At 45.1% G+C, this 6950-nt stretch carries 8 protein-coding genes; 4 read left to right on the forward strand and 4 right to left on the reverse strand.

Going from position 1 to position 6950, the window contains the following annotated elements:
* A partial coding sequence (locus A3761_RS07925) for a PHP domain-containing protein (protein ID WP_156491735.1) occupies positions 1 to 971 on the reverse strand: 971 nt, incomplete at its 3' end.
* A 113-nt stretch (positions 972 to 1084) separates the two neighbouring features.
* On the opposite strand from A3761_RS07925, the gene A3761_RS07930 reads away from it, so the two are divergent.
* Positions 1085 to 1540, forward strand: coding sequence for a CoA-binding protein (locus A3761_RS07930; protein WP_231872309.1), 456 nt, complete (start codon positions 1085 to 1087; stop codon positions 1538 to 1540).
* Between the two features lie 33 nt (positions 1541 to 1573).
* Here the strand turns inward: A3761_RS07930 and A3761_RS07935 are convergent, their stop codons facing one another.
* The gene (locus A3761_RS07935; RefSeq protein ID WP_068511449.1) at positions 1574 to 2014 is read right to left on the reverse strand and encodes a TlpA disulfide reductase family protein; all 441 of its coding nucleotides are present in this window, start codon (positions 2012 to 2014) and stop codon (positions 1574 to 1576) included.
* A 54-nt stretch (positions 2015 to 2068) separates the two neighbouring features.
* Here A3761_RS07935 and arsC point away from each other — a divergent pair, with 54 nt between their 5' ends.
* The 3 genes from arsC (at position 2069) to A3761_RS07950 (ending at position 4721) form a co-directional block, all read left to right on the forward strand.
* On the forward strand, positions 2069 to 2422 hold the full coding sequence (gene arsC / locus A3761_RS07940) for an arsenate reductase (glutaredoxin) (protein ID WP_068511451.1): 354 nt from the start codon (positions 2069 to 2071) through the stop codon (positions 2420 to 2422).
* Positions 2423 to 2517: 95 nt separating this feature from the next.
* Entirely contained in the window at positions 2518 to 2898 is a 381-nt protein-coding gene (locus A3761_RS07945; RefSeq protein ID WP_068511453.1) for a DUF2069 domain-containing protein, read from the forward strand.
* 47 nt (positions 2899 to 2945) lie between these two features.
* Complete coding sequence (locus A3761_RS07950) at positions 2946 to 4721, forward strand: GspE/PulE family protein (protein ID WP_068511455.1); 1776 nt, start codon at positions 2946 to 2948, stop codon at positions 4719 to 4721.
* Between the two features lie 6 nt (positions 4722 to 4727).
* Here the strand turns inward: A3761_RS07950 and A3761_RS07955 are convergent, their stop codons facing one another.
* Together A3761_RS07955 and A3761_RS07960 are read right to left on the reverse strand one after the other, a co-directional pair.
* Positions 4728 to 5042, reverse strand: coding sequence for a YqfO family protein (locus tag A3761_RS07955; RefSeq protein ID WP_068511457.1), 315 nt, complete (start codon positions 5040 to 5042; stop codon positions 4728 to 4730).
* A 528-nt stretch (positions 5043 to 5570) separates the two neighbouring features.
* Positions 5571 to 6950 (reverse strand): phosphoribosylformylglycinamidine synthase subunit PurQ (locus tag A3761_RS07960; RefSeq protein ID WP_197472964.1); only part of this gene is annotated, 1380 nt, incomplete at its 5' end.

Raw genomic sequence — 6950 nt, forward strand, 5'->3', positions numbered from 1 at the left:
AGATAAGGTTTTCGCCGTTCCTCAAGCTCGTCTTCAGGACAATTAGCCAAAATTACTTTTAAGCGCTCATCCAGGTCGTCATGACAAAGCTTGCGAAAAAACTCATCCATTGTCATGCCTTCAGGCACGGGATATTGAGGCAGAAAGTACTCGCCCAAACGAATTTCCACATTGCAGCGTTTAGCGATTTCTATCGTGTTTTCAACGGCCTCGGGAATATCTTCGAATAAGGCCAACATCTCGTCAGCACTTTTAAGGTACTGAGCGTCACTATAGAGCTTTTCCCGGTTTGGGTTATCGAGTGTTTCACCGTCTGAAATACAAACCCTGGCTTCGTGAGCCTCAAAATCAGACTCAGCCAGAAATTGCACATCGTTTGTCGCAACAACCGGACACGATAACTTCTCGGCTAGCGCAACACTCAGATGAACGCATTCCTCATCATTAGGGCGATTAGTACGCTGAAGTTCAAGGTAGAAACTATCAGAAAAAACCGACATCCAGTGCTCCAAGAGCTCAACAGCAAGGTCTTCTCTCCCAGCCAACAAAGCACGGCCAATTTCTCCATCTTTCGCACCGGACAAAACAATCAGACCTTCTGATGCTTCCTTCAACCACTCTTTCGTGATGACCGCTTTGCCATAATCTTGCCCTTCAGTAAAACCCTTCGAGACCAACTCGGTCATATTAAGGTAACCCTTGTCAGTCTTTGCCAACAAGGTAAGACGGCTTGGATTGTCTGGCTCACTTTCGTTTTCGAGCCAAATATCAACCCCGGCGATCGGTTTGATACCAGAACCGCGCGTAGACTTATAGAACTTGACGAGTGCACACAGGTTAGATTGATCAGTGATCGCGACCGCCGGAAACTCCTCATCGACCAACTGTTTAATCAGCGGTTTGATCCTTACCAAACCGTTGGTAAGGGAGAATTCAGTATGTAACTTGAGATGAACAAATTTTGCTGGCATGAGGTATCGCGATGACATATTGTAGGAGCTGAGATGTTAGCATGACTTAAGGCCTTGTCGAAGCATCTTAGCGCTTATTTTTTACGACTTTAATTCCCGTATCAGACGCATTGGTGAACCTTATCAAAACACAATTTAACCACAACCAGTTGATAGATCTACTCAACTCAGTTGAAACAATTGCCTTAGTTGGTGCCAGTCAAAAACCCGAAAGACCAAGTAATGAAGTCATGAACTTCTTGCAAAACAAAGGTTTCAAAATCACACCGATTAACCCAGACCTAGAAGGCCAGAATCTGTTAGGTGAAACGGTAATCAAAAACATCACCAAGCTGCCCATTAAGGTCGACATGGTCGATATTTTTAGAAACTCTGAAGCCGCTGCATCGATATGTGACGAAGTGCTAGCACTTCCGAAAACTCTACAACCCAAGGTTGTTTGGATGCAGATTGGCGTCATCAATGAAACTGCTGCAGCCAAGTTACGTGCAGCAGGAATATCAGTGGTGATGGACAGGTGCCCTAAACGGGTAATCCAAGAAGCAGAGCGCGTATCAACTCTGGCTTAACAATATTTGAGCTCAGAGTAAAAACAGCTACTTTTACTCCAAGCCTAAATGCCTATTGATCGACTCTGCCGTTTGCGGCCCCATTAACCACTTAACAAACTTCCCCTGCTTGTTTATTAACATTGTCGCTGGCAGGCCACTCGGCAATTTCTGAGAAAACATGCTAGACGGGTCTGCATCAAGCACCGGAAAATCTATTCCCAACCGCTTAACCTTGCTATCCAAGAGCTCTCCTTTCGCTTTATCGAAGTCAAAACCCAGAACCTGGAAGGCCTCACCTTTATTTAACTTGTTCAATTCTGGTAATTCATCGAGACAGGGCCGGCACCATTCTGCCCAGTAATTGATTAATAGCCACTGCCCCTTATATGAGTTTAGCGCTTGCTGGCGACCATCAGAAAAGACGAAAACAGATTCAGAGCAGGCACTTAGAAAAAGAAACAATACAAAGGGCAAAAGTGTTTTTATTCTCAAGCCTGACTCCTGTTACAATATGCCATCTAATTTTACCACGCTGGACGATTAACTATGACCGACACGATACAAATATACCACAATCCTCGCTGCTCTAAATCACGCCAAACCTTAGCGCTTATCGAAGAGAAAGGCATCCAGCCTGAAATTGTTCTGTATTTAGATGATACGCCAGACGCCAAAAAAATCTCAGAGATACTTGGTAAGTTAGGCATTGGCGCCCGCGAACTTCTTCGCAAAGGTGAGCAAGCTTACAAAGACAACGAGCTAGCAGATAAAACACTTAGCGACGCCCAATTAATTGACGCGATGACGAAATTCCCAAAGCTCATCGAACGCCCTATTGTCATTAAAGGCGACAAAGCAGTTCTGGGTCGCCCACCAGAAAACGTACTCGAACTTATATAAACGATATATGCTTCGAAGCGCCCTCTACGGTATAAGTTTGAGGGTGAAGTCGGACTGTCGACACCAAGCTCACCTCAATTGTAATGGAACACCGAATGTCTCAAACACCACAGCGCCCAAGAAAAAACGTAGTCGCCTACTGCATTACTTGGGCTTCCTACCTTTTACTTATTCTAATGATGATCATCACCAGCCTTCCAAGCTACCTACCCGAAGGAAGCTCACCCTGGGTCGTCGTAAGCGTCAAACTCTCCCCATTGCTGATCATTCTGCCTGGCTTAATTAAAGATAGCCTGCGTTCATATACGTGGCTTTGTTTTATCGTTTTATTCTATTTTACTCAAGCAGTTGTCGAAGCCTTTCTATCTCAAGGCGCAGGCTTAGACCTGGTTATCACTTTATTAACCGTCAACATCTTTTTATCTGCTATGTTTTATATAAAGTGGGAACGCGCTCTGGGCCGAGCGCTATTCTAGATTAGCTAACTAATCAGTTAGCTTTAGTTACATGAGAGTAAACCTTAATGCAGCAGCAATTTTCACATTCTGAGCCACTCACTTTCGGGCAAATCGTTCACCAATTGCAGCAAGATAAGTGGTTAAGTGAGGAAGATGCGAAGGCGCTGCTGATCGCGCCAAAAGGAAGTGCGCAGGCAAAGCTTCACCCTTTAGAAATCATAGCGAACGCTGAACTAAGTAAACCTTCCGGGGAAGCCATCAGCATAGAATCCTTGCTTAACTGGCTTTCTACATGGAGCGGGCAAGAGGTTTTCCAAATCGACCCTCTGAAAATTGATAGTCAGAAAGTAGCAAACGTGATGTCACTTGCTTTCGCTCAGCGGCATCATATTCTGGCAGTCGAAATCAACTCAGAAGAAGCCGTCATCGCCAGCGCCCAACCTTTTGTTGATCATTGGGAAAACGATCTAAAGCACATTCTCAAGAAGAACATTAGCCGAGTCATCGTCTCTCCTGCTGATCTAAGAAAATATACTGTCGAATTTTATCACCTGGCAAACTCTGTTAATAAGGCTGGCGCACAAACTTCCTCGCAGCATTCACAGAACTTTGAACAAATGCTGGAACTTGGCGCGCAAGGCAACCCGGACGCTAACGATCAACACATCATCAACATTGTTGACTGGCTTCTGCAATATGCTTTTGAGCAGCGCGCTAGCGATATTCACATTGAACCACGCCGGGAAATCTCACAAGTACGCTTTCGAATTGATGGTGTACTGCATAACGTCTATGAATTTCCCGCCAAAGTAGGCATCGCGGTTACCAGCCGCTTCAAGATTCTAGGTCGCCTCAATGTCGCCGAAAAAAGAAAACCACAAGATGGCCGAATAAAAACACGTAACAGCAATGAGAAGGAAATAGAGCTCCGTCTTTCAACCCTGCCTACCGCCTTTGGCGAAAAACTAGTAATGCGTGTTTTCGATCCGGAAGTCTTACAATGCTCATTCTCTGAGTTAGGCTTTTCTAGCGAAGATTTAAAACGCTGGAAGCAAATGACCGGTCAGCCAAATGGCATTATTCTCGTTACCGGCCCGACCGGTTCAGGAAAAACGACAACGCTCTATTCGACCTTGCGTGAACTCGCGACACCCGAAGTTAATGTCAGCACGATTGAAGATCCGATTGAAATGGTAGAACCTGCCTTCAATCAGATGCAGATCCAACAAAATATCGACCTGGATTTCGCCAGCGGCATTAAAGCCCTTATGCGACAAGACCCCGATATCATAATGATTGGTGAAATAAGAGACCTGGAAACAGCCGAGATGGCAATACAAGCTGCCCTGACAGGCCACCTGGTTATTTCGACACTGCATACTAATGACGCACCCAGCGCAATCACGCGATTAATGGAACTCGGCATCCCTCCATACCTAATAAAAGCAACGGTATTGGGCGTGATGGCCCAAAGGCTGGTTAGAACCCTTTGTACGTCCTGCAAGACACCTGTCGAGCTTGAAGAGGAAGACTGGAAAATGCTTACCAGACCTTGGAAAACACCTTTGCCTCAAAATGCGCAACAACCCGTCGGCTGCCAAGAATGTCGACAAACAGGCTATCGCGGTCGAGCAGGCGTTTATGAAATCATGCCCTTATCCGAAAGCTTAAAAGGGCACATACACGAAAGCGGTCAAGTAGCAGAGCTCAGAAAAGAAGCAATTAAAGAAGGGATGTATTCACTAAGGCTAAGCGGCGCAAATAAAATAGCAAATGGCTTAACAACCATTGATGAAGTGCTCAGAGTCACACCAGTCAGCCTTAATCAGCTAATGAGCTAGGGAACACTAGAAGCCCTCCTCCAAACGAAATACTTCGTATGCAGGCTCTTCGTAAGGATGAGCCTGCTTCAATGCTGACACGGCCTGTTTGATACACTCATCCGAACAAACCAATTCAACCTTTAGCTCTTGAACTTTTTCAATTTCATCAATCTGACCAATCGCTGGCTTGCTACCAGATAAAGGTCTAAATTGTCCAGCCCCCAAAGTTTCCCAGCTACACCGATCATAACAACCTATCCTACCTGCACCTGTCAAAAAAACCGCATCCTTAACTTTTTCCGCATTCTCGACAGGCACAAAAAAACATAACTTATACATACCATATACCCTACCGTACACTTGATTCATTTATTAAGGTTACACAGATTTACGTGTAAAGCCCGCCAATACAGGTGTTTCAAACAAGTGTTAGATTTAATTTTAACTTACCCACAAAAACTGTGGATAACTCTGGGGAAAGTTTTTGGGAAAACGCCCTAAACACTGATAAACACTGAACTTCATACAAATTGACACTTTTTTAACCGAAGCAAATAAACCCTTTATTATCAATACGTTAAATATGTCAACAAAGAAAAGTGTAGAAAGCCTCAGTTTTTTACTCACTTATATAGCAAGCGCCTCAAATGTGTGCATAAAAACCAGCAAAAACGTTGTCTTTTTGAGAGCCTGTCAATATTTCGTTATTTGAAACGTAATTTGAAGGTCAATTATCGATCAAGTCGACAAATATTCGACGTCGCAGTTTTCACAAAGAAATACAGATTTTAACATTTTGTTACACGCCCAAATTCGGAGCATTTAACCAATCTTTCTAGACAAAACCCAGGCAAAAAAAATGGTTCGTTAAACGAACCATTTTCTCGCGTTTCTGAAAATCCTCAACCAAGGACCATCTTCTCCCCAGTCCTTAGGGTGCCAAGAGTTTTGCAAAGTACGATAAACACGCTCAGGGTGAGGCATCATAATCGTCACACGTCCATCCTGAGAACAAACCCCGGCTAAGCCTTCTGGAGAGCCATTCGGGTTAGCAGGATAACGAGTCGCTGTCTGCCCATAATTGTCTACGTATTTTAAAGCCAATTGCTCAGACGACATCAGGGACGCCAGTTTTTGCTCACTCGCGAATTCAGCTCGCCCTTCTCCGTGCGCTACTGCCACAGGAAGTCGAGAGCCCGCCATACCATTCAAGATCAAAGAAGGAGACGATTGTACTTCCAGGAGCGCTACACGTGCTTCAAACTGCTCAGAACGGTTGCGCACAAAATGAGGCCAATGCTCTGAACCAGGAATCAGCTCACGAAGATTAGACATCATCTGACAGCCATTACAAACGCCAAGCGCTAAAGTATCTTGACGCTCAAAGAAGGCCGAGAATTGATCTCTCACGCTGCTATTGAACAAGATCGATTTCGCCCAACCTTCACCAGCGCCCAAAACATCGCCGTAAGAGAAGCCGCCGCAAGCGACTAACGCATTATAATCACTTAAGGCTGTTCTGCCAGCCAAGAGATCACTCATATGAACATCAACGGCTGAGAAGCCTGCCTTGGTGAAGGCAGCTGCCATCTCTATCTGTCCATTAACGCCCTGCTCACGCAGTACCGCAACCTTTGGCTTGGCACCAGTATTGATATAAGGCGCAACGATATCTTCGTTCGGATCGAAGCTTAGTTTAGCGTTCAAGCCAGGGTCTTTTTCATCCAGTAATGTATCGTATTCTTCTTGAGCACACTCGGCATTATCACGTGCCGATTGCATTCGATAGCTCGTTTCTGCCCAAATTCTCTGATAGTAAGCTCTAGATTCCTCAATAACTGACTGACCATCAAAAGCAAAACGAATCTTATCGTCTTCGTTGGTCTGGCCAATTACTAGCGTATGCTCACCTAAGCCCGCAGCAGTGAATTGCTGAAGAACCTCTTCAGTATCACCTTGCTTAACCTGGATGACTGCACCTAGCTCTTCATTATAAAGTTCTCGCGCGAAGTGGCTGGAGTCTTCAGCCAACAAGTCCAGCTTAACGTCAACACCTACACGCCCAGCGAATGACATTTCCGCCAGGGTTGTAAATAAGCCGCCATCAGAACGATCGTGATAAGCCAGCAATTTGCCATCTTGATTCAAACCCTGAATCACAGCAAAGAAAGCTTTTAAATCTTCCGGGTCGTCGACATCTGGCGTGACGGCACCCATTTGCTTATAAACCTGTGCCAGAGCCGATCC

The sequence above is a fragment of the Oleiphilus sp. HI0123 genome (genome assembly GCF_001635315.1).

Bases quoted from the DNA above. Each gene is read 5' to 3' on its own strand.
- A3761_RS07950 (WP_068511455.1), top strand. From the start codon at position 2,946: ATGCAGCAGCAATTTTCACATTCTGAGCCACTCACTTTCGGGCAAATC.
- A3761_RS07945 (WP_068511453.1), top strand. From the start codon at position 2,518: ATGTCTCAAACACCACAGCGCCCAAGAAAAAACGTAGTCGCCTACTGC.
- arsC (WP_068511451.1), top strand. From the start codon at position 2,069: ATGACCGACACGATACAAATATACCACAATCCTCGCTGCTCTAAATCA.
- A3761_RS07955 (WP_068511457.1), bottom strand. From the start codon at position 5,042: ATGTATAAGTTATGTTTTTTTGTGCCTGTCGAGAATGCGGAAAAAGTT.